Origin of the sequence: Amycolatopsis sp. NPDC057786 (assembly GCF_042797905.1) — a bacterium.
GTDB lineage: Bacteria > Actinomycetota > Actinomycetes > Mycobacteriales > Pseudonocardiaceae > Amycolatopsis.
Genome location: NZ_JBHVKW010000062.1, coordinates 16574 through 39746, shown reverse-complemented (window position 1 = coordinate 39746; position 23173 = coordinate 16574). Strand labels below are relative to the sequence as shown.

Here is a 23173-nt window from a genome sequence, read left to right as displayed (position 1 = left end):
GGAATCTGCTGTGTCCGGAATGCTCAACAGACGCAAGGCGCTCGCTCTCGGTGGAGGTGCCGCGCTCGGCGTCCTGGCCGCCGGTACCGATACTGCTTCCGCCGCGACGGGATGGATCCGGCTGCCGATCGTCACCGCCAACATCGGCCGCGACAACCTCGGGGCGCGCGAGGCCGCGATCGACGCCGTCCGCAACTGCGACTCCCTGGTGCGGCCTCTGGTCGGCTGGCAGGAGATCAACGAAGGCGACACCGGTGAGCCCGCGATGATCGACCACTACTTCGGACCCCTGTACAACAACGCGTTCCTGCGGCACAACACGTCGTTCCGGATCCCGATCTCGATCCCGCAGCCATGGGAGGTGGCGAGCGCGAAGACCACGTATGTACACGGCGGCATCACCGGGGTGACCCCGCCACGCTGGATCAACGAGGTCGTGGTGCGTCACCAGAGCCACCCGACGCTCCAGTTCGCGCTGATCAACTCGCACTACATCGCGAACGCGTACAACGGCGACCAGCGCGCCGACCTGCGCGACGAGTGGAACGAGCACAAGAGAATCCACGCCAGTCGCGTGCTCGCGCACCACAACGTCGGGCGCCTGGTCTTCTGGACCGCGGACACCAACAACCCGAACTACTACAAGGCAACCAGCCTGGCCGCGGAGCGCCGGTGCTTCGGCACCGGGATCGACCGCATCAACTGGCTGGCAGGCAACGGCGTCGTCCAGGAGCAGTTCATCGACACCAAGACCGTGGACATGCGCGTGGACGGGCATGACGCCAGGGTCGCCGTCTTCCAGGTCCGCCTGGCCTGACGGCACGCGCGGGCCGGGCGCCGCCCCGCTCGGCCCGCGCCATGGCATCAGAAAGCGTGAGCGCTCCGCTCCCGAACCGGAGCGGAGTCACGAGTCGGGGTCAGGACAGGAAACCGGCGCGGAAGCCGGCGGCGACCGCTTCGGCGCGGTCGTGGACGCCCAGTTTGCGGAAGATCCGTTTGCAGTGGGTTTTGACGCTGTCTTCGGAGAGTTCGAGATCAGCGCCGATCTGCGTGTTCCTTTTGCCGTGGGCCATACCCCAGAGGACCTGGAGTTCACGTTCGGACAGATGGGGAGATTCGGTATCGGGCAGTGTGGTGCCGCGCCGCCCGGCGACAATGGTCAGCTCGGGGTACAGGCCGTCGTATTGCTGGAGGAATCCGCCGATGCCGGGCACCAGTGCGCTGGTCGCTCCGGCGCAGGTGCCGGACGATCCGAACATGATCACCGAGGCGTCGGGGGCTATCGACAGCAACCGCGCCGCGGCGGCGGGACCGGACCGCTCGCCCGGCCGCACCGCGACGAGCACCACGTCGGCAGGCGACCGGGAGTACCTGCCGATGAGTTCGTTGGCGGTCGCGGCACATTCGACCCGCCCGATTCCCGGCGCGCCCTGCAGCAAGCGCGCGACCCCGTGGCGGGTATTCAGTCGGTCGGCGTAGACCAATATCGCCACCGCGACCGCCGTTTCCGAAGATTCTTCGCCATCGCGCTCGTTTCGGGGATTGAACACGGCCTCCATACCTTGGAAACGAAGGTCCACCCATTCTCTTACGCGGAATGTTCGAAGTTTATGTGGCCGCCCGAGCCCGACACTCATCGTCAGCCAGGTACAGAGCAGGCACATGGCTCGAAAGTTCTTCACCCCAGTACCGCCTCGCCGCATCGCGCGCTACCAGCAACGACGACGTCGAGTTATCAAACCGTAACCGTTCCCCATCGACCGTCTCCGGCCTGGATCAAGACAAGCGGTTGACCACCATTATCCCGATTCACCCGATCGTGCACATATCATCGAGTTTTCCGCATTCCGGCACCGACGGAGAGTGGCTCATTCGAGATCCGGGGACTGTAAGGGGTGGCGGCGACGGGTCCCGTAAGTGGCCATTCCCTATTGCCTGACGAGTCCTTACTGTCAGCCGTTGGGGCAACCGCTTTCGAGCAAGCCGGAAATGGTGGAGTGCGATGGTGTGGCTGCGAACGACCTGCGGTGAAACGGGCTCGGCGCCCGTTTCACGCGGTCTTCGTGGGCGCTCCGTCCTTCGAGTGGGCGAGCAGGGCGAAGCCACACGATGGCGGCAGGCGACATGCCTAGTCGTGGTCTGCCGCGCCGTCCTGCTCGGTACGTTCGTCCTCGCCGGATTCGCCGCCGTGAGCGCCTTCGGGAACTCCACCGCCGCTGCTGATACCGGATGCGACCTGGTCGACGCGCCGACGGCGTGCCAGTCCATGAGCGTCACCGCTCAGATTGCAGGGCCTGCCGAGCCGATCGCGGTGCCGGCGACGAACTCGGTCGCCTCGCTGGTGAACACGACCGTGGCGCGGACCAGCGCCCTTGTCGGCTCCGCCGTGCCGACGTTGGCTCCGGCGATCAAGCAGGTCGGCTCGGCGGTGGAGACGGCCGCCACGCTCACCCGGACCGTCGACACCGTGGTGCGCGATGCCGTCACCACGGTGAGCCGCACGGTCGACACCCCGGTCACAAACGCGCTCAGCGGCACGGTGTCCGCGATCGCGCCCGTCGTTTCCAGCACCGGTCTGCAGCCCGGCGCCACGGCCACGGGCGTCGTCACGATCACGGCAACGGTGACGGTTTCGGCGGACTCGACTCGGTCGTCGGCACCCCGCCCGCAACCCACCCCTGCCGCGACCGCCGCCACGACCACCGCGGCTTCCGCGGCACCGCGGACGACACCGGCGCCGGACCTGCCTGCGACGCCCGCCCCGGTGACTCCGCTCGGCGGCGGCTGCGCGTTCTGCGTGAGCGAGTACCACGCCCTGGACTCGGTCCAGCGGTCGATCGTGACGGCGGCGCCTGCCGGTATCGGCTCGCAGCGCCCGGTCGACCGGCTTCCCCTTGGTTTCCCGGCGGCGCCCATCGGCGCCGTCGGGTCCGGTAACGGCACTTCGTCGGCAGGCTCGGGCGGTGGGCACGCGCACGGCGCGATCGTGCTGCCCGGAAGGGCCGCTCACGACCGGCGGCTCGGCTGCTGGAGTGTCACTCCGGATGACGTCGCTCCGCTGCGCATGCGTGCGCAGCAACCTCCAGTGTCGCCCGACTGACGTGTCGGCTGCGTTCACCGCGTAAGCGATCACAGTGAATCGCTGAGCAAATCCTTTGATCGGTAGCGACAGCAGGACCGTCGAGGTGCAAGCTCGACGGCCGGCTCGCGAACTCATGGGCTGATATCGCGAGTCGGTAGCTCCCGCTGCCACTACCTCCATCAACGGCTGGTGTCCAGGGCTGTCGGCGAACAAACCCGTTTCACAGCAGACACGTCAACCGCCTCGCCGATTTTATCCGTTATCGGCAGGCGCTCATGAACTGGAGCGTAGAAATGAAATTCACCCGTTGGACTCGGCGCCATCGCGCCGACGTCCCCGGTGGAAAGGCCTCCATCGGCCTTTCTCCGGCGAATCCGTTTTCCCGCCGGTCGAACCGCGTAGTGCGCGGCCCGGCCCGCGCGGCCGCGATATCGGTCACCGCGACCTTCGCACTGGTCGGTCTGGCCGCCAACGCCGCCGCTGCCTCATTGCCGGGCCTGGATGGCCTTGGCCTTTCCGGAACGGACACCACCTCACTGTTCGCGAGCTCTCAGCCCAGCTCGCCGGTGAGTGCTTCCGGAACCAGCGGCACCAGCGGCACCCACAGCCAGCCCTCGACCAGCCTGTTGCCCTCGACGACCTCGTCCGGCGGGGACCTCCCGACCGCGCAGATCCCGACCGTGGGCAAGTTCCTCAGCGGCGACGTGCTCAGCGGTGGCATCTTCACCGGTGGCCTGTTCGGTGGCGAGACGAAGCAGACGTCCGTCGACCCGAACCAGTCCGGCGGTGCCCACTCGACCGGGGACACCTCCCATGAGGGCGGCGGCGACGCGTGCGACTTCTTCCTGCAGCACATGTGGAAGAACGAGGACGGGATCCCGCTGCTGGGCAGCAACTCCCACGCCCTGACCTACCACACGGACCCGGCGTACAAGAACCTGATCCTGTCCATGGCCAGCGGCGCGATCGGGAACTCGCACATGCCGGTCATCGACGCCTACGGCGGACCGCTGGGCTGGATCCCGATCTTCAACCCCTCGCACGTGCGGGGCCACGGCACCGACTACCTCACGATGGCGACCGGATGCGGCGGCATGGGCCTGCCCATCGACACCAAGACCATGGCCATCGACATGTCCCGGCTGCCGACGCCGGACAAGGTGGCCAACTTCGTCCAGAAGGGAATGCCGAGCATTCCCGACCCGGCGAAGGTCCTGGCGCCGGACTACCTCTACAACACCCTCCAGGTCGCCGAGATCATGAACCGGCTCGGACCCGACACGGTGTTCACCCCGGACGAGTACCTGTCCTTCGCGGGCAACAACTTCGACGCCATGCGCCTGCTGTGGCAGACCGCGTTCGACAAGATGAGCAGCGGTGACCCGGCCGCGATGCTGGACGTCCTGAAGATCACCGACAACATCCAGACGCTCCAGTCGCTCGGCCTGCCGGGCCTGCCCGGCTCGAGCGGCGACACCCTCACCAGCGGCCTCCCGACCGGTGGCCTGCCGCTCATCGGAGGCGCGCTCGGTGGTTCGCCGACCGCCCCCGGCGCCCCGGGGTCGTCTCCGATGCAACCGGGCGTCCCGGCCATCGGCGGCACGCCGATCTCGGGCGAGGGTCCGACCATCCCGGCCGGCTCGCCGGTCTCGGGTTCGGTCACCTTCACCAACAAGGGCACCGAGCCGATCACCAACCTGAGCGGTTCGTTCCCCGGCGGCACCGTCACCCCGTCCGCGACCTCGGTCGCACCGGGCGGCACCGTCACCTACACGTTCACGGCACCGGCGAAGCCGGGCTCGCAGAGCGCGAAGCTGACGATCACCGGCACCAAGCCTGACGGCACGACCGTCAGCTCGGAGACGACGATCCGCTACGTCGGCACACCTGCTCCCGGCACACCTGCTCCGGGTACGCCCGCGCCGGGTCTTCCGGGGCTGCCTCTTCCGGGTCTGCCGAGCCTGCCCCTGCCGGGTACCCCCGGTGAGCCCGGTACGCCGACCCAGCCCGGTCTTCCCGGACTGCCCGGCCTGCCGGACCTCGGTGGACTCTTGGGCCCCGTGACCGGACTGCTGGGCAACCCGCAGCCGACCCCGGCCCCGATTCCGCAGCCGAGCCCGGTTCCGCACCCGACACCGCAGCCGACCCCGGTTCCGCAGCCGACTCCGGTTCCAGTCCCGGTTCCGCAGCCGCAGCCGCAGCCGACCCCGGTTCCGGTCCCGGTCCCGCAGCCCCAGCCGCAGCCGACTCCGGTTCCTGTTCCGGTCCCGCAGCCGCAACCGCAGCCGCAGCCGCAGCCGCAGCCGTCGGCGAGTATCTCCGTCGGCACTCCGCTGGTGAACGGGAAGGCCGCGGGGACCGCCCCCGGGCCGAACGTTCCGTCGGGTAGCACGGTCACCATCACGGTTCCGGTGACCAACAACGGCACCGTCCCGGTGTCCGGGCTGGGTGGCAACACCTCGCTCGGCACGTTGAACTGCGGCTCGGGCCAGTTGGCGCCGGGCAGCACCACCCGCTGCACGGTCACCACGACCGCGCGGCCGGGCTCGAACACCGCGCAGTTCAACTTCACCGTGTCGGGTCCGAACGGCACCCAGCAGAGCAAGAGCTGCCGGGTCTTCTACACCGGTACGCCCGCGGGCACCGGCAAGCTGACCATCACCGGCAACCCCACGGTCAACGGCGCCGTGGTCGGACCGAACTCGACCGCGACCGTCCAGGCCGGCAGCAAGTCGACCATCAAGGTGCGGATGACCAACACCGGCACCGCGCCGATCACCAACCTGCGGGGCACCTCGCAGAACGGCCAGGTCGGCTGCGCCGCCACGACGCTCGCCCCGGGTGCCGGTACCCAGTGCACGATCACGTTCACCGCGAGCCCCGGCACCAAGACGGTGAAGGCGACCTTCACCGGTAAGGACGCCGCCGGCAACACCTCGACCGCCGGGTTCTCGCTGAACTACACCACCACCGGTGTGTGCACGTGCGACCCGGCCACAGCGACCGCCACGACCGGATCGGTCACGTCGGCCACGTCCACCAAGTCGGCCGTGTCGACCAAGTCGGCTGTGTCGGCGAAGGCGACCAAGTCGACCGCCACGACCGGATCGACCACGTCGACCGGATCCGCCACGTCGACCACATCGACCGGATCGGCGTCGTCGACCGGATCGACCACGTCGCCGCTGTCCGCGGTCACCGGCACGCACTGACAGGTACTGGCTGACGACAACCGGACACCGCCCAGATCACTGATCAACCAGCAGAGCTTGGAAAGGTTTCTCATGCGTACCTGGGTAAAACGGTCCATCCAGGCCGGGTTACTCGCAGGTGGCTTGATGCTCCTCGGCGTGGGTGTGGCCCACGCCGAGGAGGCCACCGGGCCTTCGCGAACAAGTAACCAGGCGACCGACACAACCGCGGGCACCAGCCCGCTGGCACCCGTGACGTCGCTGGTGTCGGGACTCGTGCAGCCGCGGCAGGCGGCATCGACAGGCACGACCTCGGCATCCGCGTCGACACCCACCACAACGGCGACAACGACCGGCACCGGCTCGACCAGCAGTGAATCGGCCACTCGATCGGTTTCGCCCGTGACGCGAGTCCTCGATCCGGTCAGCACCGCGCCGGCCACTCGATCCGGCTCGTCCAGTCCGGTATCCGCGATCACCTCGTCAGTCGCCGGGGAACCCGCGCGAAACGGAGCCACGGACGACGTCAGGACGCTGCCGGCACCGGCAGAGGCGACGACCACCGGCGCTGACAGCACAGCCAGTGCGACAACCACCGGCCCGGCCACGTCGACCCCGGCAGACACCGGCGGCGACACCGGGTGTTCGTGCCACCTGACCATGGGCACCCCCACGGTCGACGGCACCAACGCCGGATCACCGCACGACGCCGTACCGGTCACCGCCGGCCAGCCGGCAACCGTGACCGTCCCGGTCACCAACACCGGCACCAGCACCGTCGACAACGTCACCAGCACCAGCCCCAGCGGTGCGATGACCTGTTACGACAGCACGCTGACCGCCAGTGAAAGCACCCTGTGCACCGGGCCGTTCACACCGACCGCGGACACCACCGCGGCACCGGTCACGGTCACCGGCACCACGGCCAACGGCGAGCAGGCCAGCACCACCGGCACCGCATATGTCGCCCCCGCCACCAGCCCGGCACCCGCACCGGCTCCGCCGGGCACCGGCGGCGACACCGGGTGCTCGTGCCACCTGACCATGGGCACCCCCACGGTCAACGGCACCAACGCCGGATCACCGCACGACGCCGTACCGGTCACCGCCGACCAGCCGGCAACGGTGACCGTGCCGGTGACCAATACCGGCAACGACACCATCGGCAACGTCACCAGCACCACCCCCAATGGTGCCCTGACGTGCGGTGAGAGCACGCTGGCCGCCAGTGAAAGCACCACGTGCACCGGAACGATCACACCGACCGCGGACACCACCACGGCACCGGTCACGGTCACCGGCACCACGGCCAACGGCGAGCAAGCCAGCACCACCGGCACCGCACACCTCGCCCCCGCCACCAGCCCGGCACCCGCACCCGCACCGGCACCCATTCCGGCGCCGGCGCCAGGCACCGGTGACCCGCACGGTGGTTCCGGGAACCCACCCGGAACCCACCCGGGTTCACCGTCCGGTGGCAGCACCGGCGGAACCGGTGGCACCGCAGGGCAGCCGGCCGGTCACCAGACCGGCGGCACCGCGGGTGCCGGTCATGGAGCGGTCATGGTGGGTAACGGCCACGGCGGTCCGACTTCGTGGACGGCCGGCACCGCCCACGAAGCCGGAACGCACAGCGGTTCGGCCGAAGCGGCCACCCACGGGTCCGCGGGCGAGCATGTCGACGCCGGGTACCCGGTGCCGGCAGGCGCGGTCGAGGCCGGCGGTGGCGGCACCGCAGATGACCAGCAGCGCGTCGCCGGCGGAATCATCGGCGGCGCACTGGCACTCCTGGTGATCGCCCTTCTCCTGGTGACGGCGGTATCCGCGCGCCGTCGTCACCTCCGCTAGGGGGAAAGGGGGAACGGTGTGGTGTGGCCATGCCCCGGCCACACCACACCACCCTCCCGATTCGACGACTGGAGTGGGCCATGGCCGTGGACGAAGACGTCGAAACCATCCGGACCAGGCTCCTCCTGCTCGCGCTGGTCGGCCTGTCCTGGATGCTGGCGGCCGTCACGATCCTGCCCGGCGACACCCGCTTCGCCGTGGTGAGCGCATCCCTCCTGATCATCACCGCGGTCGGCTGGGAGACACTCCACCAGGCCGGACGGCACCTGCGCCGGAACAATGACCAGGCGCGCCTCACTTCCGGCACGATCACCGCCGCCGTGGCCGCCACCGCGGCGTTAGGGCTGGTGATCAGCCTGACCGCGGACACGACGCCACCGGCCGCGCCGGCCGCCGCGCCTGGTACGACGCACCCCGCTCCAGCCTCACGGCCGCCGACCCGGCCGGTCGTCGACCCCACGGTCCGGGCCACCCCGACCGCGGTGCACATCCCCCGGCTCGACGCCCACTCGTCACTGATCAAACTCGGCCTCGACGCGAACCAGCGCATGCAAACCCCGTCGGTCGCCACCCCGATGCAGGCAGGCTGGTACGAACCCGGACCGGCACCAGGCCAGACCGGGCCCGCGGTGATCGTCGGTCACGTCGACGGCGCGACCCAGCCCGGCATCTTCCACCGGCTCCACGAACTCGCGCCGGGCGACCGCGTCACCGTCGAACGCGCGGACAGCACCACCGTCACCTTCGTGGTCCGCCGAACTCTCCACGCCCCCAAGGACCGCTTCCCCACCAAGGAGGTCTACGGCCGCACACCCGGCCCGGAACTGCGGCTGATCACCTGCGGCGGCCCCTTCGACAGAGCCGCGCGCTCCTACCGTCACAACGTCATCGTCTTCGCCCAACTCGAAGGAGAGAACAACGGCCCCGCCCCAGGGCACCACCCGGACACCAGGCAGGCCGGGGCCATCTCGTCGCGCCCGGACTGAGGTAGCCCGTGTGAGGGAGCGGACGGGCGACCGCACCGTCGCTTGCAGGCAGTTTGATCTCGCCATCAAACCGTTACCCCGGTCGGGCTAACGGCGTCGTATCTTTCGGACCAACAACTCTGACGGTTACCACGTAACGGAAGAGGGCAGAAAAAAGTCTCGCATCTTTCCCGCGGCCGGCGCGGTCACGGAACCCCCCAAAGGTGCGAGCAAGGCGAGATCGGCATTCGCCAAGGCGCGTCATTGGCGCAGGGCCCGGATTTTCCACCGGGACAGCGCGACATCGTGAAAATTTCGCTTGCCGGGCAAGGTGAACGATACCCACCGTCCGATATGGACACGTGAGCGCGTGGCACTCCGCGTCCCATCGGCGGGGATCGTCGCACCTGCCGGCTTCGCCTTCGACGGTCGAGGTCGTTCCGTCGACGGAACAGTCCGGGAGAACGTGGCGATGAATGCTGTCATAAGCGAACTGTCCACAGTAGATCGGAAGATCGAGTCCGAGCGCGGGTATCTGTGTTTTCCTCCTGCGGGAGGGACGGTTCTCGGCTTGCGCGGGCTGGCTCGCGCCTCATCCTGGTCCGAGGTCTGGGCGGTGGAGTATCCCGGACACGGTGAGCGTCTCGCGCAGCCGCTTGCCGAGTCACTCGAAGACCTTGCCGAAGAGATCGCGCTGGAGTCCTTCGACCGCTTCGAAGCCGAAGGACTTTCGCGGATCGAGCTGATCGGGTTCAGCATGGGCGCGTTCGTCGCGCTCGAGGTGGCCCTGCGTCTTCAGGCCCGTCGACGAACCGCACCGGCGGCCTTGGTGGTCGTGGGCGTATGTGCGCCGCAGCGACGCGTACCCGGGAGATACACGAACTCCGCCGACGCCGGGATCGGCCATCACCACTCCCCCGAACTCCGGGAGTACGCCTTGGAGCTGTTGCTCGCCGATCTGCGGTTGATCAGCGCCTACTCCGGCCCGGCGCCGGGAACGCTGTCCTGTCCGATCATCGCGATCCGGGGCGAGGACGACCCGGCCTTCGCGACCGGCGCCGATTCGCTTCGCGCGTGGCGGGTGTGGACGTCCGGATGGTTCACCGACTGTGTCGTGCCAGGGGGTCACCTCGGGGTACTCGCGCCGGGCAGGGAAGCCGCCTTCTGGAGTTTGATCCGACGCGTCCGATTCGGTATGGAGCCGTGCGATGAGTGACCCGGCACCGTCCCTTGTGCACGGCACACGACGGCGGCTTCCCGACGTCACCTGGTGCGATCTGTTCGAGTACCGGGCCCGGCGGACGCCTGGCCGGAGCTGTCTGGTCGCCGACGAGGTCGCCTGGACGTTCCATGAACTCGACCTCTGGGGCGATCGGCTCGCCAAGGCTCTGCGTGACGCGGGTGCGTTGCCGGGAACAGTAGTGGCCTGCGCGATGACGAGATCCGTACGAGCCGTGCTGGGCGTCCTCGCGACAGCGAAAGCGGGCGCGGTCCACCTTCCGATCGACCCCGCCCTGCCCGCCGCACGCGTCGACGCGATCCTCGCCGACGCCCGCCCCGCCGTCGTGCTGACGGACGTCGTGGGTCTCGCGGAGCGGGCTGACGTGGTGTTGTCCACAGAGGACTGGAAGGCGGAGCTCGCCGAGCATGACGGGCACCGGTTGCCCAGGGACGTCGACGGTCCGGCCTACCTCATCTACACCTCCGGCTCGACGGGTCTGCCCAAAGGCGTCCTGGTGGGACACCGGAGCCTGGTCAACCTGTACGGCGAACTCGCCGGCCGGTTCTTCCCCGCGGACCGCGCCCCGCAGCGGGTGGCGCACGGTCTGCCGCTGGTCTTCGACGCGTCGTGGAACCCGTTGTCGTGGCTGGCGGGAGGGCACGAACTGCATCTGCTCCCCGATTCCGTCCGCACGGATCCAGGCTCCTATGTGGACTTTGTGCGGGAACACCGGTTGTCCGTCGTGGAAGCGGTACCCGCGCAGATGTCGGCGCTGCTGGAAGCCGGGTTGCTCGACGGGCCGGCTCGTCCGCGGATGCTGCTGATGGGCGGCGAGGCCATTGGGCAAGACCTCTGGTCACATCTGCGTGGCGCGACGGAGGTGACCGCGGTGAACCTCTACGGCCCGACTGAGTGCACGGTGTTCACCACATCCTGTGGTCTCGGTGACCGCGCGACGCCGTCGATCGGGCGGCCCATCGGCAACACCACCGCCCAAGTCGTCGACGAGGACCTGCGGCCGGTGCCGGTCGGGGAACCCGGCGAACTCCTGATCAGCGGTTCCTGCCTCGCGCTGGGCTACCTCGGGCGGCCGGAGCTGACCGCGGACCGGTTCGTCACCACGGGAGAACGCCGGTACCGGACCGGCGACCGGTGCCGTCTCGCGGCCGACGGTCACCTCGAATGGCTGGGCAGGCTGGACGATCAGGTCAAGATCCGGGGCCATCGGGTCGAGCCGGGTGAGGTGGAGCAGGCACTGCTCGCCTCGCCAGGGGTCCAGCAGGCCGCGGTCCGGGTCGAAGGCGCCGAGCCGCGACTGGTCGCCTACGTCGTGCTCGCCACGGGAACCGCCGCGCGGTTGCGGGAACGGCTTCGCGCGGTGCTGCCGGCGTATCTGCTGCCCTCCGCCGTGATCCCGCTCGACGCCATGCCCCTCGGGCCGACCGGGAAGATCGACCGGGCCGCCCTCGCTCCACCCGTCCCCGTACGGCGGACGGTCGTGCTGACGTCCACCCAGAAGCTCGTCGCCGCCGCGTTCCGTGTCCAGCTGGAGGTTCCGGCGGTCGACGCGGACAGCGACTTCTTCGACCTCGGTGGGCACAGTCTCTCCGCCGCGGCGCTCGCCGCGCGGTTACGGGCGCAGGGTGTGCCGTGTTCGCTGCGGGACGTCCTGCTGCGCCGCACGGTGGCCCGGCTCGCCGAACTCGTTCCCACCACAGAGAAAGGAGTGACGCCGTGATGGACGACTACGACGTGATCGTCGTGGGTGGCGGTCCGGGTGGTTCCACCGCCGCCGGCCTCATCGCCGCGGAAGGTCACCGGGTGCTGCTGCTGGACAAGGACCGCTTCCCGCGCTACCAGATCGGGGAATCCCTGCTGCCCGCCACGATCCACGGGATCTGCGCGATGCTCGGGGTCCGCGACGAGATCGAACGGGCCGGATTCGTCCGCAAACGGGGCGGCACCTTCAAATGGGGCACCGGCGCCGAACCGTGGACGTTCTCCTTCGCCGCCTCCGACCGCATGGCCGGGCCCACGTCGTACGCCTACCAGGTCGAGCGCACCCGGTTCGACGCGCTTCTGCTCGACGGAGCCCGCCGGCTCGGCGCCGAGATCCGGCAAGGACATCGGGCACTCGGCACGCTTCAGGCGGGCGAGCGGATCGGCGGCGTCCGCTACCTCGACGACGCCGGGCACGAACGGCGGGCGACGGCCAGGTTCGTCGTCGACGCCTCGGGGCACGGCAGCAGGATCCACCACGACGTCGGCGGCACCCGGGAGTACTCGCCGCATTTCCGGAACCTGGCGCTGTTCGGCTACTTCGAGGGCGGCCGCCGGATGCCCTCGCCCGACACCGGGAACATCCTGTGCGTCTCTTTCCCGGACGGCTGGTTCTGGTACATCCCGCTGTCGGACACCTTGACCAGCGTCGGAGCCGTCGTCAAACACGAATCGGCGGACCGCGTCCAGGGTGATCCGGATGTGGCCTACTCGGCGCTGATCGAGGATTGCCCGCTCATCAAGGACTTCCTCCACGACGCGCACCGCGCGACCGAACCACCCTACGACCGCCTCCGCGTACGCAAGGACTACTCCTACGACCGGACCGTCCTGTGGTCCCCTGGCATGGTGCTCGTCGGAGACGCCGCCTGCTTCATCGACCCGGTGTTCTCCTCGGGTGTGCACCTGGCCACCTACAGCGCGTTGCTGGCCGCCCGGTCGATCAACAGCACCCTCGCGGGATTCGCGGACGAGAAGCGGTGCTTCGCCGAGTTCGAAGCCCGCTACCGCCGGGAATTCGGACTGTTCCGGGATTTCCTCGTCACCTTCTACCGACTGGACTCCGACGAGGACGACTACTTCCGGCAGGCGCGACGGCTGACCGGCCATCACGGGACCGCCGACGAGGCTTTCGCCGGCCTCGTCGGCGGAGTGTCCTCACCGGACTTCTCCCGCGCGATGTTCGGCGACGTGCTCGCCGAAGGCGTGCAACTGCAGTTACGCGGCCTGCTCGGCGAAGCCGCGGACGATGAGACGCCGATGTTCCCCGGCGGGCTCGTCCCCACCGCGGACGGCAGGCGGTGGCGGGTGCCCGATGCCTGATCTGGCCGTTCTGCTCGCCGCGCTCGCCGCTCTGCTGGCTCTGGCCCGCTGCTTCGGATGGGCGTTCACCCGGGCCGGACAGCCCGCCGTCCTCGGGGAGATCACCTGCGGGCTCGTCGTCGGCCTCGCCCTGCAAACCGGACCGGGCCTCCCTTCCGGAGTCGACACAACGCTGGACGCGCTCGCCCAACTCGGCCTGATCCTCTTCCTGTTCGGGGTCGGCGCCCGGCTCGCGCCGTCGATGACCGCGGCACGGATCACGGCGGCGTTCGTCCCCGCGCTCGGCGCGACCGTCGTCCCGGTCGTCCTCGGCGCGCTGCTGGCGTTCTGGCTGGCCACCCGCCACGCTCCGGCCGGGACCACCCCGTTCGTCCTGTTCGCCGCCGCGGCCATGGCGGTGACCGCCTTTCCCGTGCTGGCACGGATTCTGGCCGAACGGCGGATGCTGGACGACGACCGCGGCCGCTGCGCGCTCACCGCCGCGGCGCTCACCGACGCCACCGCATGGGCGGCACTCGCCGTCGTCGCCTCCGTCCACAGTGGAACGCAGGTCTGGACGCTTCTGGCGGCGTTCCCGTTCCTGCTGGGCCTGCTCGTCCTCGCCCGGCCGTGGTTCGGCCGGGCGGTGGATCGCCTGTCCGGCCCGACGGCGGTCGCGACCATGGTCGCTCTCGCCTGCTCCGGGGCCGCGATGACCGACGCCCTCGGCCTGCACGCCGCGATCGGCGCGTTCCTGGTCGGCGTGGCCGCCGGACGGCCCGCGTCCCGGCACGACCCCGTCGCGCTGATCACGCCTCTCGCGTCCCTGCTGGTCCCGCTGTACTTCGTCCTCATCGGACGGAAGGTCGACCTCGGCGAGCTCGACGGCGCCCTGGTGACCGAAACCCTCGCGATCATCGCGGTCGCCGTCGTCGCGAAAGGCGGCGGCGCCTACCTCGGTGCCCGGCTCGCCGGACAGCCTCCGCGTCCGGCGGCGGTGTTCGCGACCCTGATGAACACCCGCGGCGTCACCGAACTCGTCTTCCTCAGCATCGGGCTCGGTCTCGGCGTCATCGACAGCGCCTTCTACACCGCGATGGTCGCCATGGCCCTCGTGACGACGGCCATGACCGGCCCGCTCCTCAACCACCTAGAACGGAACAAGGTGACCCGAGATGCCTGACCACCCGGCGGAACCCTGGCGGATCAAGATGGTCGAACCGATCCGCACCACCACCCGCGAACACCGCGAACGAGCACTCCGGGCGGCCGGCTGGAATCCCTGCCTGCTCCGCTCCGACGACGTCTACATCGACCTGTTCACCGACTCCGGCACCAGCGCGATGTCCGACCGGCAGTGGTCTGCGCTCATGCGCGGCGACGAAGCCTATGCCGGCGCACGCAGCTTCTACCTCTTCGAACAGGCCGTCCGCAGCCATTACGGCTACGAACACGTCATCCCCGTCCACCAAGGCCGCGGCGGCGAGAACATCCTCTCCCGCTGTCTCATCCGCCCGGGCAGCCACATTCCCGGCAACATGTACTTCCCCAGCACCCGCGCGCATCAGGAACTCAACGGCGCCACCTTCCACGACGTCATCATCGACGAAGCACACGACGCCCGTGACGAACATCCGTTCAAGGGCAACGTCGACCTCGTCAAGCTGCAGGCCGTCATCGCCGAACACGGCGCCGCCATCCCCTACGTCTCGCTCGCCGCCACCGTGAACATGGCGGGCGGCCAGCCGATCAGCGTCGCCAACCTCACCGCCGCCTGCGACCTCGCCCACGCCCACGGGATCCCCGTCTTCCTCGACACCGCCCGCGCCGTCGAGAACGCGTGGTTCGTCAAACAACGCGAACCCGGCTGGGCGCACCACTCGATCGCGGACATCCTCCTCGCGCTGTGCGCTCCCACCGACGGCGCCGTCATGTCGGCCAAAAAGGACTGTCTCGCCAACATCGGCGGCTGGATCGCCCTTCGCGATCCCGATCTCACCGAACAGGCACGAGGGCTCGTCCTGCTTTTCGAAGGCCTCCACACCTACGGCGGCATGGCAGGCCGGGACATGGAAGCCATCGCCCAAGGCATCACGGAATCCGTCGACGAACACCACATCCGCGCCCGCGTCGCCCAGATCGAATACCTCGGCCACCGGCTCGACACGGCGGGCGTCCCGATCGTCCATCCCGTCGGCGGGCACTGCGTCTGCGTCGACGCCACCGCCGTCCTCGCCCACCTCCCCCGCACCGAACTCCCCGGCCAGACCCTCGCCGCCGCCGTCTACCTCGAAGGCGGCGTCCGCGGCGTGGAACGCGGCACCGTCTCGGCCGGACGCGATCCCGCCACCGGCGAAAACCGCTACCCACCCCTGGAATTCCTCCGGCTCGCCATCCCCCGCCGCGTCTACACCCAAAGCCATATCGACCACGTCGCCGACAGTCTCATCCGCGTCCACAAGAACCGCCACGACATCACACACGGTCTTGCCTTCAGCCATGAACCACCCCACCTGCGCTTCTTCCAAGCCCGCTTCGCCCCGACCGGTGGTGACGGCATCTACGCCGTGGGGGTCGGGTAAGTCTCGCGCCATGTTGATCGCGAGGGCAGGGAGCGATATCCCGTCAGGCGCGTCGCGCTTCTCGCGTGGCTCCGCCGCCGACATCACCACACCGCGGAGCGTCGTCCGCCGCGCCCTGGGCGCTGAGGAGGTCGGCGTACTCGGCGAGGTCGAGGTGGGCGAGGAACTTCCCGCGCGAACGCGAGCGCGTTCCCAGTCGAGCGAATTTTTCGAAATCAGCGCGGGCGTCGGCTTCCCGGCCCAGCCCCGCGTGCGCCCGCACCCGGAGCCGCAACCGGGACGGCAAGCCACTGGGGGCCTCCGCGGGTTTCTCGCCGTTCCGGCGCGCGGCGTCGGCGAGTTCCTCGGCGAGCGCGAGAGCCCCGGCGTGGTCTCCGATCCTGAGGCGAAGGTTCGCGAGACGCGAGCGGGCGTGCTCGTGCTTGCTGCTTGGCGGCTCGGCACGTGTTGTTCAGGATGGCGCCGAGCAGGTCCCGTCGCACAGGATCGTCGGCCGCCCCAGCCCGCGCGATCGCCGGCGCGGCGGCGAGATCGGCCGCCACGCGCTGTGCGGCGCATCGAACTCCGTCACCGCGCTCAACGTCACCTCAGTTCTCCCGGCCCCGCGAGGCGCGACGACACGAGAATGCCCGGCGGTGTGGTGGGGGGTGCCCATAGAACATTTCTCGTCCTATGGGCACCCGTCATCACACCCGTCGGGTCGCTACCAGGCCTTCCCGAACTTGAGCCGGAACTCGGAATCCTCCTCGGTGGGCTTGTCCGCACCCTTGATCCTCGCCTTCGGCTTGCCCGCCTTCTTGCGTTTGGCGGCGCGTGTCTCAGGATCCCAAGGGTTCTCGAGCAGGCGTTCGCCGTCGGGCTCCTTCGCCGGTTCGTCCGTCACTGCGCGGCCGCGGGTTCCTTCGGCACCGGCTTGACCCCCCAGAGTTCGGGGTTCCCGGCCGCCTCGGCCATCTCCTTGACGTCACTGAAGTCGTTCGCCTGCCGGGCGAGGAACACGCCCATCTGGCGCAGGTCGCCCATCTTGCGGACGGAGGCCTCGACCAGATCGCTGACGTTCTGGACGAAACCGTTGAGCAGGCGGATGACGTTCCCGGCCTCGCCGAACGGATTGATGAGGTCTTCGAGGAAGTTCGCCGAGGCCTCGGCGATCTGATTGGCGCACTCGCTGATGAAAGCGATCGCGTCGCCGTAGGTCTCGTAGACGATGTCGATGCAGCTCTCCATCGTCCCGGCGATCTCGTTGAACACACCTTCGTTGCGAGAGATGCGCTTCGTGGCGTTGATCGCGTAGGTGTTGTACGAGTCGTACCCGCCGCCCTGCCAGTACGCGGCGAGGTTGTTGCGCGAGTCGTCGATCGCGGTCTCCGAGTCGACCATGTACCAGGCCTGGCCCCACCACACGGCCAGTTCCTCCATCCGGTCGGCGTTGCCGAAGAGGAGATCCCGGATCATGAACAGGGTGTCGAGGGCACCCTTGTGCTCGTGCTCTTCGGCCTTCTGCTGGACCTTGTTGGCCGCGTTCTCAGGCCACTCGGCCTTCTGGCGTGTCGCCATGCTCTGTGCTGTTCCTTAGGTTTCGGGTGAGTGCCGGGCCTAGAAGCGACTGTCCGCGGCGTCGTCGTCGCCGCCCATGTATCCGAACTTCTCGTAGTACTCGGCGTCGCGGTTCTCGTACTCCTTGGCGACCTTGTCCAGGTTGTCGCGGACCTCGTCGATCTGCTCGATCCCGATCCGAGCGGTCTTCAGGATGGTCTCGCGGGCGACGTTGTAGTCCGTGGGGAAACCGGTCTTCATCCCGAGCAGCCCCATGTCGGTGGGGGCCATGGCCGCGTAGTCGCTGCCGCGGTCGACGAACTCCCGCCAGGCGTCCCCGGTGGTCACCCACGCGTCGGTGTTCTTGCGGAGGGCGTCCGGTACGACGTAGTAGCCGGTGCCTTCGATACGAGCCAAGGTCGTTCTCCGTTCGGTGATCAGCGGGGGCGCGAGGCGGTGAGGGCTTGCTGCCGGAGTTCGTGCGCGTGCTCTTCGGCGGCGACGATCGCCTCCAGCAGGTTTTCGCTCAAGGTCTGGGCCGTGGTGTAGGGGAGGTTTTCGAGGTCGATTTCGATGCGTTCCAACCGGCCGGTCCCGGAGACCTCGACGACGCCGAGTTCGTCGGGGATGTCGACCTCGATGGTCTGCTCCCTGGCGTTCGCGAGCGCCGTCGTGCGCGCGGCGTCGCGTTCCTCGATCTCGCTGACCAGGTTCTCCAGCCTGCGCCTGCGGCTCACGCGCGCACCCCTGGGAGGATTCCTTCGGCCTTCTCACGGCCCGCCGCGCCGGCCGCGGCCCGTGCGGCGGCGATGGCTTCGATCGTGTCCGGGCCGATGTTCTGCGGGTAGGCCTGACGCAGCGCCTCGGCGCTCACGTCGAGGTCGGTCAGCCGTCCGTTGCCGTCCACCTCGGCCTCGACGAGGCCGCTGGCCGAACGACCGGCGAAACGTTCTTCGGCCTGCTCGGCGGCCAGACGTTCGAATTCCGCGGCCTTGGCCTCCCAAACGGCCATTTCCGCGGCCGTGGGCGGAGCCCAGTCGTATCCGTTCATACCGCGCATGTAAGCATCGTTGACTTTGCCGATGCGGACGTTTCGGCGCAAAAGCCATTGTGACCTGGGTCACCATCGCCACCTGGCGCGACCGATGTTCTTGTCGGTGCGGCCGAATACGATGCCGCTCCCGCGGACAACCAGGAGGACAGATGACAGGTCGCGCCGACGTCGACGCGCTGCTGCGCATCATGCCCAACGATCACGGTGCCGACGAACGCGTCGACTGGGCGGCGGTCGAGGCACACCTGGGTACCGCCCTGCCCAGCGATTACCAGGCCTTCATGGCTGCCTACGGCGGCGGAACCGTCGAAAATCTGGTCGTCCTTCCGCCTCTGTCCACAGGCGACGGCTGGTCGGGATCGATCTCCGAGCACACCGAGCAGTTGCGCGATCTGTGGGACATCGCGGGAGACGTTCCCGGCCTCCCGCCGGGCGCGCACCGGGCGCTGCCCTGGGGAACCGGATGCAACGGCGACGAACTGGGTTGGCTGATGACCGACACGGACCCGGATCTGTGGCCGGTGGTGGTCTGGCGCCGTCACGAATCACCGGCTTGGGCCCTGTTCGAATGCGGCATGGCCGCGTTCATCCGCGGGCTCATGACCGCCGATTTCGACGAGTGCCCACTCAGCGATCTGTCACTGTGGGGACGAGCCGGCTCCTTCGTCCACCACCGAGAGCAACAACGGCGATTCCAAGCGGGCCTGGACCCCATGACAGGCGAGCCCGATCCCTACGCCGACATGTTCGCTTGAACGGACATCGGTCTCCATCGCGTCCGAGGTCCTACGGATACCGGCTCGTACGCCCGGCTCGACAGGCCGAACGGACCGCCGATAGGCCGTATGGGCGCATCGACCGGCAGTTTCCGCGCTTTCCGTCGCGTTGGCGACCGGTGTCACATAGTTTGCAACCGGCGCACTTGTCCGTCCACAAGTAACCGGGGAGAGCAACCGGTCGCCCCTGCGAATCGTGCTAGGCATCGCAGCGGCAGGGCTTGCCGCTTCGGACCGTGGGTGGCCGGGTGCTCCTTCTGACCGACACCACTCTCCTTGCCCAGTAAGGGATTCAGCATGCGCAAGTGGACGACCAGATTACTCGTGGCGGGCGTGCTCGCCGCGACCGCCACGACCACCGTCATGGCGGTGAACACGGCCGGCGCGACCGACGGCGTCTCGACCGCGGCCGCCGAGTCGACGTTCCCGCTCGCCGACCCGGACACCGTCCAGGCGAAGGACGGCAAGTACGTCACTTATGGCACCACGGTCGGCGCCGGTGTCGGCGCCCGGTGCGGCGTGACCGGCAAACTGTTCGTACCGGTGCTCGTGCACGGCTCCGGGAACACCGTCGGCGTGGGCACCTGCGCGTCGGCCGACGCCCTGCCCAACGGACCGGGTAGCTGGGCCGAGGGCAACGTCTGGGCGCCGGGCGTCGTCCGCTTCGGCGACACCTACTTCATGTACTACACCGCGTCCAAGCGGGGCAGCGGCCAGAAATGCCTCGGCCGCGCCGTCTCGGGCAGCGCACGGGGGCCGTTCACCAACCCCGTCGAGTGGGCGTGCCCCGGCAACGGCCGCTGGGCCATCGACGCGAACCCGTTCGTCTCGGGCAGCACCATGTACGTCGCCTACCGGGACGACGCGATCACCTCGTACCCGGAGACCGGCATCTCGATCGTGCGCACCCATTCCAACGGCATGGCGGACTGGGCTACCCGCCGCGACGCGTTGAAGAGCACCGACATCGGCTGGGAGACCATCCGGATGAGCGGCGGCACCCACGTGATCGAGAACCCGTCGATGTTCAAATCCGCCGACGGTTACTGGTACCTGGCCTACTCCGGCAACAACTGGGACAGCGCACGGTACTCGACCGGCATCGCCAGGTGCGGCACCGGCCCGATCCCGTCGACGCGCTGCACGCCACGCCAGAACGGGGCCGAGCGGCCGTACTTCGGCTACACCGGCGCCGGGGGCCTCAACCCCTACCGCGGACTGCCCGGCAACCACCCCGGCGCGGGCGGGATGGACTTCTTCCAGGCAGCCAACGGCCAGTACCACGCGGTCTACCACTGGTGGAACGGCAGCAGGCGGTTCCCGATCGTGGCGACGGTCCTCCGCAACGACGGCGGCTTCTACCTCAGCTAAGGGGTCGAAGGGCGATCATGGCGAGTTGAGCCTCCGACGAGGGTCTTCGATGGCTTCAAGGTAGGCAGGAGGCCTTCGTGACGAGGTTCCGGACCCGCCATGGGAGCCGACCGTGCCCCGAGCGTCCACAAAGGACACTTTCGCGCGATGAAGTGCCTGATTGTGGCTGAATGCGCGGCTTTCGCTGGGTCGTGAGCGGTATTGACGGTTATTGAGGGGCAAGTCGAATGTGTCGTGGTCGCGGGCGGGGTCGGCGGTGGAGTGAAGGCTCCCTTCGCCGCGTCTAATGCAGTGAAGGGAGCCTTCGCCCCGGCCGCTCACCCGCGCCGACGACCTCGCGGCCGGCGCCCGTGTCGCGAAAGTGGCTTTCGCGACACATTCGACAGGCAGAGAGCCCGTGAAGGCAAAGCGCGGCGACTTCCTACGCCACGTTTGCCTTACCCCTCTATAGAACGCTCAGTGCCACTCACGACCCCGCGCAGACTGGTCATAGGAACATCATGGGCGTTCACCCAGGTCGACACGTCTCGCCCCAGCGATAATTCATGATCTTGGCTCGCAAGGCCGGTGAACGTACCGCGGAATTCGTGAGCGGCACTGGACAGGTCGTCAAAACTGGGGCGGGCGCCACCCGCTCTACTCCCCCACCGTCAACGTCGTGATGCTCTACGGTCCCCGCACCGACGAGGAGCCGCAGATCGCCAAGACCGTGATCGCCGCGTCCTACCGCTACGCCACCGGCCACCGGTTTTCGTTCCACTGAGCGGCGAGACCTAGCTCTTCCCGGCCGCCTTGTTCGCCTCGTCCAGCCGGCGCGCGATGTCCTCCAGAGTGCTCAGATGGTCACGAGTGAGGTGGTCGATGAAGTGGTGCCGGACGGAGGCGAGGTGCGCGGGCGCCGCCTCTTCCAACACGGTGAGACCGTGGCCGGTCAGCGTCAGCAGGCAGCCGCGGCCGTCTTCCGGGTCCGGGGAGCGACGCAACAGCCCGCGCGTCTCCATTCTCGTCGCATGCCGGGAAAGCCTGCTGCGCGACCAGCCCATCTTGTCCGCCTGCTCTCCCAGGCTACTGGTGTTCCCCGGTCGCTCCGAGAGCGTGCTGAGCACCTCGTAGTCAGCCTCGGACAGCCCCCGTTCAGCCAGGTCGCGGGCCGTTCCGGCCTTGACCGCGACCGTGATCCGAAGAAAAGCCCGCCATGCCCGTTCCTCATCGGCGGTGAGCCAGCGCACTGTCGTTGACATGTAAACAACCTAGCAGCTAGCTTCGTTTCCATGTCAACGAAATCGACGCGGGTCCTTGTCCTGACGTGCAGTACCCGACCGGGGGCACTGGGCCCGGCGGTCACGCGGTGGTGGCTCGACACGGTGGCCGAGCGGGCCACGGAGTCGGCCGTCGAGCTGGTGCCGGTGGCGCTCGGCGACCTCGCCCTGCCCTTTCTCGACGAAGAGGAGCACGCGTCGTCCGGGATCTACCGGCAGGAGCACACCCGGCGATGGAGCGCGCTCGTCGACTCGGTGGACGCGATCGTCGCGGTCATGCCGGAATACAACTTCGGCATGCCGGCGACGCTGAAGAACGCATTGGACTATCTGAGCGCCGAATGGGCGTGGAAGCCGATCGGTTTCGTCAGCTACGGAAACACCTCGGCGGGCACGCGAGCCGTGCAGCACGCCAAGCAGATCGTGACCACGCTGCGGCTGGTCCCCCTCGGGGCCACGGTCGCGATCCGCATCAGCGAGGCGGTGACGGCCGGCCTGCTCAGGGCGGACGCGTCCAGGGACGAGGCGGGCGTCGCTCTGCTGGACGAACTCGTCCGGCTCGCCAACGCGCTGCGGCCGCTGCGCGAGCGGCTGCGTGACACGACATCCGCAGGCCCGCTCGCGGGATCCCACGTGCGACGGCTGACCCCGGACGACGCCGAAGAAGTGGCCGTACTGCAGCGGTGCTGCTGGGTGGACGAGGCCCTGCTCAACGACACCCTGGACATCCCGGCCCTGCGCGAGTCTCTCGACGAGGTGCGAGAGTGGCTCGCCGACTGGCACGTCACAGGCCTGTGGCTCGACGCGCGGCTGCTGGGGATGGTGCGGGCGCGTGCGGTCGACGGTGACTGGCATATCGGCAGGCTCGCCGTGGTACCCGATCTGCGGGGCCGGGGACTCGGCCGCTGGTTGCTGCGCGGCGCCGAGTCCGTCGCGGACGCGGAAACGCGGCGGGTCCTGATGTTCACCGGCGCCAAGAGCACACGCAACGTCGAACTCTACGAAAGTGAGGGCTACCGCCGGATTCCGGCGGCCGGACCGGAAGGGACCGTATGTCTCACCAAAGAGATCCCAGAGGGCACCGTGCGCGGCGGCCCGACGCCTCGAAATCCGGTTGCCTCATCCGGGTGAACCGGTATCGATCAGTGCCTGACAGGCTTGTGGCAGCGACGTTTCCGACCATCCGGCGACCTGACACGCGGACGG

21 protein-coding genes are annotated in these 23173 nt (G+C 68.7%); 13 read left to right on the top strand and 8 right to left on the bottom strand.

Going from position 1 to position 23173, the window contains the following annotated elements; genetic code table 11:
• Positions 1–19 precede the first annotated feature (19 nt).
• Positions 20–817, top strand: coding sequence for a hypothetical protein (locus ACFVM3_RS27140; protein WP_378442808.1), 798 nt, complete (start codon positions 20–22; stop codon positions 815–817).
• 100 nt (positions 818–917) lie between these two features.
• Here the strand turns inward: ACFVM3_RS27140 and ACFVM3_RS27135 are convergent, their stop codons facing one another.
• Complete coding sequence (locus ACFVM3_RS27135) at positions 918–1559, bottom strand: response regulator transcription factor (protein ID WP_378442807.1); 642 nt, start codon at positions 1557–1559, stop codon at positions 918–920.
• 524 nt (positions 1560–2083) lie between these two features.
• On the opposite strand from ACFVM3_RS27135, the gene ACFVM3_RS27130 reads away from it, so the two are divergent.
• From ACFVM3_RS27130 to ACFVM3_RS27090, 9 genes are all read left to right on the top strand, one after another.
• The gene (locus ACFVM3_RS27130; RefSeq protein WP_378442806.1) at positions 2084–3100 is read left to right on the top strand and encodes a hypothetical protein; all 1017 of its coding nucleotides are present in this window, start codon (positions 2084–2086) and stop codon (positions 3098–3100) included.
• Positions 3101–3375: 275 nt separating this feature from the next.
• Positions 3376–6294 carry a hypothetical protein gene (locus ACFVM3_RS27125; protein WP_378442805.1) on the top strand — a complete coding sequence of 973 codons (2919 nt, stop codon included), beginning with the start codon at positions 3376–3378 and terminating at the stop codon, positions 6292–6294.
• 720 nt (positions 6295–7014) lie between these two features.
• Positions 7015–8121, top strand: a complete 1107-nt coding sequence (locus ACFVM3_RS27120; RefSeq protein ID WP_378442804.1) for a hypothetical protein — start codon at positions 7015–7017, stop codon at positions 8119–8121.
• An 80-nt stretch (positions 8122–8201) separates the two neighbouring features.
• Positions 8202–9107 (top strand): class F sortase, encoded by a 906-nt coding sequence (locus tag ACFVM3_RS27115; protein ID WP_378442803.1) that lies wholly within the window; start codon positions 8202–8204, stop codon positions 9105–9107.
• Positions 9108–9558: 451 nt separating this feature from the next.
• Positions 9559–10302, top strand: coding sequence for a thioesterase II family protein (locus tag ACFVM3_RS27110; protein WP_378442802.1), 744 nt, complete (start codon positions 9559–9561; stop codon positions 10300–10302).
• The gene (locus ACFVM3_RS27105; RefSeq protein ID WP_378442801.1) at positions 10295–12046 is read left to right on the top strand and encodes an amino acid adenylation domain-containing protein; all 1752 of its coding nucleotides are present in this window, start codon (positions 10295–10297) and stop codon (positions 12044–12046) included. Before ACFVM3_RS27110 ends, ACFVM3_RS27105 begins: the two co-directional genes overlap by 8 nt.
• The gene (locus ACFVM3_RS27100) at positions 12046–13410 is read left to right on the top strand and encodes a tryptophan 7-halogenase (protein ID WP_378442800.1); all 1365 of its coding nucleotides are present in this window, start codon (positions 12046–12048) and stop codon (positions 13408–13410) included. The genes ACFVM3_RS27105 and ACFVM3_RS27100 overlap by 1 nt, the downstream gene beginning before the upstream one ends.
• Positions 13403–14572 (top strand): cation:proton antiporter, encoded by a 1170-nt coding sequence (locus ACFVM3_RS27095; RefSeq protein ID WP_378442799.1) that lies wholly within the window; start codon positions 13403–13405, stop codon positions 14570–14572. Before ACFVM3_RS27100 ends, ACFVM3_RS27095 begins: the two co-directional genes overlap by 8 nt.
• Positions 14565–15971, top strand: a complete 1407-nt coding sequence (locus ACFVM3_RS27090; protein ID WP_378442798.1) for a tryptophanase — start codon at positions 14565–14567, stop codon at positions 15969–15971. Before ACFVM3_RS27095 ends, ACFVM3_RS27090 begins: the two co-directional genes overlap by 8 nt.
• A 43-nt stretch (positions 15972–16014) precedes the next feature.
• On the opposite strand, the gene ACFVM3_RS27085 is transcribed toward ACFVM3_RS27090, so the two are convergent.
• The 6 genes from ACFVM3_RS27085 to ACFVM3_RS27060 all read right to left on the bottom strand — a co-directional run bounded on the left by ACFVM3_RS27085 (position 16015) and on the right by ACFVM3_RS27060 (position 18558).
• On the bottom strand, positions 16015–16257 hold the full coding sequence (locus ACFVM3_RS27085) for a hypothetical protein (RefSeq protein WP_378442797.1): 243 nt from the start codon (positions 16255–16257) through the stop codon (positions 16015–16017).
• Positions 16258–16674: 417 nt separating this feature from the next.
• Complete coding sequence (locus ACFVM3_RS27080) at positions 16675–16854, bottom strand: hypothetical protein (protein WP_378442796.1); 180 nt, start codon at positions 16852–16854, stop codon at positions 16675–16677.
• Positions 16851–17528 (bottom strand): hypothetical protein, encoded by a 678-nt coding sequence (locus ACFVM3_RS27075; RefSeq protein WP_378442795.1) that lies wholly within the window; start codon positions 17526–17528, stop codon positions 16851–16853. Before ACFVM3_RS27075 ends, ACFVM3_RS27080 begins: the two co-directional genes overlap by 4 nt.
• A 39-nt stretch (positions 17529–17567) precedes the next feature.
• Positions 17568–17924 carry a hypothetical protein gene (locus tag ACFVM3_RS27070; RefSeq protein ID WP_378442794.1) on the bottom strand — a complete coding sequence of 119 codons (357 nt, stop codon included), beginning with the start codon at positions 17922–17924 and terminating at the stop codon, positions 17568–17570.
• A 20-nt stretch (positions 17925–17944) separates the two neighbouring features.
• Positions 17945–18244 carry a hypothetical protein gene (locus tag ACFVM3_RS27065; protein ID WP_378442793.1) on the bottom strand — a complete coding sequence of 100 codons (300 nt, stop codon included), beginning with the start codon at positions 18242–18244 and terminating at the stop codon, positions 17945–17947.
• On the bottom strand, positions 18241–18558 hold the full coding sequence (locus ACFVM3_RS27060; RefSeq protein WP_378442792.1) for a YbaB/EbfC family nucleoid-associated protein: 318 nt from the start codon (positions 18556–18558) through the stop codon (positions 18241–18243). The genes ACFVM3_RS27065 and ACFVM3_RS27060 overlap by 4 nt, the downstream gene beginning before the upstream one ends.
• A 152-nt stretch (positions 18559–18710) precedes the next feature.
• Between ACFVM3_RS27060 and ACFVM3_RS27055 the strand changes: the two genes are divergently transcribed.
• Both ACFVM3_RS27055 and ACFVM3_RS27050 read left to right on the top strand, forming a co-directional pair.
• Positions 18711–19316: an SMI1/KNR4 family protein gene (locus tag ACFVM3_RS27055; RefSeq protein ID WP_378442791.1), complete on the top strand. Its 606-nt coding sequence runs from the start codon at positions 18711–18713 to the stop codon at positions 19314–19316.
• Positions 19317–19634: 318 nt separating this feature from the next.
• Positions 19635–20708, top strand: a complete 1074-nt coding sequence (locus tag ACFVM3_RS27050; protein ID WP_378442790.1) for a family 43 glycosylhydrolase — start codon at positions 19635–19637, stop codon at positions 20706–20708.
• Positions 20709–21481: 773 nt separating this feature from the next.
• On the opposite strand, the gene ACFVM3_RS27045 is transcribed toward ACFVM3_RS27050, so the two are convergent.
• Positions 21482–21949 carry a MarR family winged helix-turn-helix transcriptional regulator gene (locus ACFVM3_RS27045; RefSeq protein WP_378442789.1) on the bottom strand — a complete coding sequence of 156 codons (468 nt, stop codon included), beginning with the start codon at positions 21947–21949 and terminating at the stop codon, positions 21482–21484.
• Between the two features lie 30 nt (positions 21950–21979).
• Here ACFVM3_RS27045 and ACFVM3_RS27040 point away from each other — a divergent pair, with 30 nt between their 5' ends.
• Entirely contained in the window at positions 21980–23098 is a 1119-nt protein-coding gene (locus ACFVM3_RS27040; protein WP_378442788.1) for a GNAT family N-acetyltransferase, read from the top strand.
• Positions 23099–23173 lie beyond the last annotated feature (75 nt).

Excerpts from the sequence above, each read along its gene's own strand:
- ACFVM3_RS27140 (WP_378442808.1), top strand. The coding sequence starts at position 20 with ATGCTCAACAGACGCAAGGCGCTCGCTCTCGGTGGAGGTGCCGCGCTC.
- ACFVM3_RS27135 (WP_378442807.1), bottom strand. The coding sequence starts at position 1,559 with ATGGAGGCCGTGTTCAATCCCCGAAACGAGCGCGATGGCGAAGAATCT.
- ACFVM3_RS27125 (WP_378442805.1), top strand. The coding sequence starts at position 3,376 with ATGAAATTCACCCGTTGGACTCGGCGCCATCGCGCCGACGTCCCCGGT.
- ACFVM3_RS27115 (WP_378442803.1), top strand. The coding sequence starts at position 8,202 with ATGGCCGTGGACGAAGACGTCGAAACCATCCGGACCAGGCTCCTCCTG.
- ACFVM3_RS27110 (WP_378442802.1), top strand. The coding sequence starts at position 9,559 with ATGAATGCTGTCATAAGCGAACTGTCCACAGTAGATCGGAAGATCGAG.
- ACFVM3_RS27105 (WP_378442801.1), top strand. The coding sequence starts at position 10,295 with ATGAGTGACCCGGCACCGTCCCTTGTGCACGGCACACGACGGCGGCTT.
- ACFVM3_RS27100 (WP_378442800.1), top strand. The coding sequence starts at position 12,046 with ATGGACGACTACGACGTGATCGTCGTGGGTGGCGGTCCGGGTGGTTCC.
- ACFVM3_RS27095 (WP_378442799.1), top strand. The coding sequence starts at position 13,403 with ATGCCTGATCTGGCCGTTCTGCTCGCCGCGCTCGCCGCTCTGCTGGCT.
- ACFVM3_RS27090 (WP_378442798.1), top strand. The coding sequence starts at position 14,565 with ATGCCTGACCACCCGGCGGAACCCTGGCGGATCAAGATGGTCGAACCG.
- ACFVM3_RS27075 (WP_378442795.1), bottom strand. The coding sequence starts at position 17,528 with ATGGCGACACGCCAGAAGGCCGAGTGGCCTGAGAACGCGGCCAACAAG.
- ACFVM3_RS27060 (WP_378442792.1), bottom strand. The coding sequence starts at position 18,558 with ATGAACGGATACGACTGGGCTCCGCCCACGGCCGCGGAAATGGCCGTT.
- ACFVM3_RS27055 (WP_378442791.1), top strand. The coding sequence starts at position 18,711 with ATGACAGGTCGCGCCGACGTCGACGCGCTGCTGCGCATCATGCCCAAC.
- ACFVM3_RS27050 (WP_378442790.1), top strand. The coding sequence starts at position 19,635 with ATGCGCAAGTGGACGACCAGATTACTCGTGGCGGGCGTGCTCGCCGCG.
- ACFVM3_RS27045 (WP_378442789.1), bottom strand. The coding sequence starts at position 21,949 with ATGTCAACGACAGTGCGCTGGCTCACCGCCGATGAGGAACGGGCATGG.
- ACFVM3_RS27040 (WP_378442788.1), top strand. The coding sequence starts at position 21,980 with ATGTCAACGAAATCGACGCGGGTCCTTGTCCTGACGTGCAGTACCCGA.